This is a genomic window from bacterium, assembly GCA_030655055.1.
Lineage (GTDB): Bacteria > Edwardsbacteria > AC1 > AC1 > EtOH8 > UBA5202.
This window is the reverse complement of the sequence record JAURWH010000233.1, coordinates 1-3,076: the sequence shown is the minus strand read 5'-3', so window position 1 is coordinate 3,076 and position 3,076 is coordinate 1. Positions and strand designations below refer to the sequence as shown.

General features: G+C 59.2%; 2 protein-coding genes. Both read left to right on the top strand.

Annotated elements, in window-relative coordinates; translation table 11 throughout:
- Positions 1–286, top strand: a 286-nt coding sequence (locus Q7U71_10980) for an HlyD family secretion protein (GenBank protein ID MDO9392280.1), incomplete at its 5' end; no start/stop codon positions are given.
- Between the two features lie 54 nt (positions 287–340).
- Positions 341–3,076: efflux RND transporter permease subunit (locus Q7U71_10975; GenBank protein MDO9392279.1), on the top strand; the 2,736-nt coding region annotated here is incomplete at its 3' end.

The following is a 3,076-nucleotide window of genomic DNA, read 5'->3' as shown; positions in this document are numbered from 1 at the left end:
CGAAAACGCCATCCTCATCCCGCAACGTGGTGTGACCCGCAATCCGAAAGGAGATGCCATGGTCATGACCGTTGGAGCAGAGGATAAGGTTGAGCCCCGCCCGATCAAGGTAGTGCAGACGGTGGGAGACAGCTGGCTGGTCAGTGACGGCCTGAAAACCGGAGATCGTGTCATCCTGGAGGGGCTGCAGAAGGCAAGGCCGGGAACGCCGGTCAAGGCTGTTCCCTTTGGCAGCGCACCGTCAGCGCCCGCACAACCCGCTGCAGCGCCAGCTGCTAAGAAATAATCGGACTGATCAGTCGGATCGGACCGGTCAGTCCGATCCTTAAGGAGCCTCTTCATGCCTCGTTTTTTCATCAATCGTCCAATATTTGCCTGGGTGATCGCCATCATGATCATGCTGGCGGGTCTGCTGTCAATCAAGAAGCTGCCGGTATCACAATATCCCCCCATCGCGCCGCCGCAGATCGCCATCAATGCCATGTATCCGGGCGCTTCTGCCCAGACAGTACAGGACACGGTAACCCAGGTCATCGAGCAGAAACTTAACGGCATCGACAACCTTATTTACATGTCCTCCACCAGCGACTCGGCCGGGGCAGTGACCATTACCCTGACCTTCAAGGCCGGATCTGATCCGAACATCGCCCAGGTGCAGGTGCAGAACAAACTGCAGCTGGCCGTGCCGCTCCTCCCCCAGATTGTCCAGCGCTCCGGGATTCAGGTTGTCAAGTCCACCAGGAACTTCCTGTTGATAGTAGGCCTTGTCTCGGAAGACGGTTCCATGGACCGCAACGTCCTGACCGACTACATGGTCTCTAACCTCCAGGATATCGTCAGCCGCCTGGAAGGAGTCGGCGAACTGATGATTTTCGGCACCCAGAACGCCATGCGGATCTGGCTGAATCCAGCCAAACTGAACAACTACCACATGACCGCCAGCGATGTCATTGCGGCGCTGCAAGCCCAGAACGCCCAGGTGTCTGCCGGTCAGTTCGGAGGCTCCCCCTCACCCCAGGGACAGCAGCTAAATGCCACCATCAACGCCCGGTCCCTGCTCCAGACCACGGAGCAGTTCGATGCCATTGTCCTGCGTACCAACAGCGACGGTTCCACCGTCAGACTCAAGGATGTGGCCGAAAGCAAGATCGGCACCGAGAACTACGAGATCCAATCGTACTATAACGGCAAACCGCTGGGCGGGATGGCAATCCGCCTCGCGGCAGGCGCCAACGCACTGGAAACCGGCAACCGGGTCAAGGCCAAGATGGAGGAACTCTCCAAATATTTCCCAGCCGGCATGAAAGTCGTCTATCCCTACGACTCCACCCCATTCGTCAAGATCTCCATCGAAGAGGTTGTGCAGACCCTGATCGAGGCGGTATTCCTGGTCTTCATCATCATGTTCCTCTTTCTGCAGAACATCCGCGCCACCCTGATCCCCACCATCGCGGTGCCGGTGGTTCTCCTGGGCACCATGGGGGTACTGGCTGCCAGCGGGTATTCCATCAACACCCTGACCATGTTTGCCCTGGTGATTGTCATCGGCCTGCTGGTGGACGACGCCATCGTCGTTGTCGAGAACGTGGAACGGATCATGACCGAGGAAGGGCTTCCACCCAAGGAAGCCACCATCAAGTCCATGGGGCAGATCACCAGCGCCCTGTGGGGCATCGCCACCGTCCTGACGGCGGTCTTCCTCCCCATGGCCTTCTTTCCCGGTTCCACCGGAGTCATCTACCGCCAGTTCTCCATAACCATCATCTCCGCCATGATCCTCTCGGTGATGGTGGCCATGATTCTGACTCCGGCGCTCTGCGCCACCATCCTCAAACCGGTGGAAAAAGGGCACCGTTCCGGCGAAACCGGCTGGTTTTCCTGGTTCTTCCGCTACTTCAACCGGGCGTTCGAGTTCTGCCGGCACAACTACGAGGGGATCGTCGGCCGCTCCTTCGGCAAACCGGTGCGCTATCTGCTGCTTTACGGCGCCATTGTTGCCGTCATGATCTTCTTCTTCATGCGCCTTCCCACATCGTTCCTGCCGGATGAGGACCAGGGCTTCATTATCTGTCAGGTGCAGCTGCCGGCCGGCGCCACCCAGGAGCGGACCATCCAGGTCATGCGACAGCTGGAACAGCACTTCCTTACGAAAGAGACCAAGACCGTCCAAGGGGTCATTACCGTGGCCGGATTCAGCTTTGCCGGACGGGGCCAGAACATGGGGCTGGCATTTGTCAGGCTCAAGCATTGGGACCTCCGTCCGAGCAAGGACATGAAGGCGGCGGCCATTGCCGGCCGGGCCATGGGGGCATTCTCAAAGTTCAGGGATGGCCTGGCCTTCGCCTTTTCCCCGCCGGCGGTACTTGAGCTGGGGGTGGCAAACGGCTTTGACCTCCAGCTGCAGGATCGAGGCGGACTGGGTCATGACAAGCTGATGGAGGCGCGCAACCAGCTTCTGGGCATGGCCATGAAAAACAAGAAACTGGTCGCAACGCGCCCCAACGGTCAGGATGATTCACCCCAGTTCAAGCTCGACATCGACGATGTGCGGGCCGGCAGCCTGGGGGTTTCCCAGGCGGATATCAACAACGTCCTCTCCACGGCCTGGGGGAGCACCTACGTCAACGACTTCATCCAGAACGGCCGGGTCAAGAAGGTCTATCTCCAGGCCGATGCCAAATACCGTATGCTGCCGGAGGATATCAACAGCTGGTACGTCAGCAACAAACAGGGAGATATGGTGCCGTTTTCCGCCTTTTCGCAGGCCCGCTGGCAGTTCGGTTCGCCCCGCCTGGAGCGTTACAACGGCATTCCCTCCGTGGAGATCCTGGGGCAGGCTGCTCCGGGGATCAGTACCGGCGAAGCCATGGACGAGGTGGAAAAGATGGTTGCCCAGTTGCCGCCGGGCATAGGATATGAATGGACCGGCCTTTCCTACGAGGAGAAGAACGCCGGGGCCCAGGCGCCGGTGCTCTATGCCATCTCGCTTTTAGTGGTGTTCCTCTCCGTGGCAGCCCTTTACGAAAGCTGGACCATACCATTCGTCAATCTGCTGATGCTGCCGCTGGGACTGGTG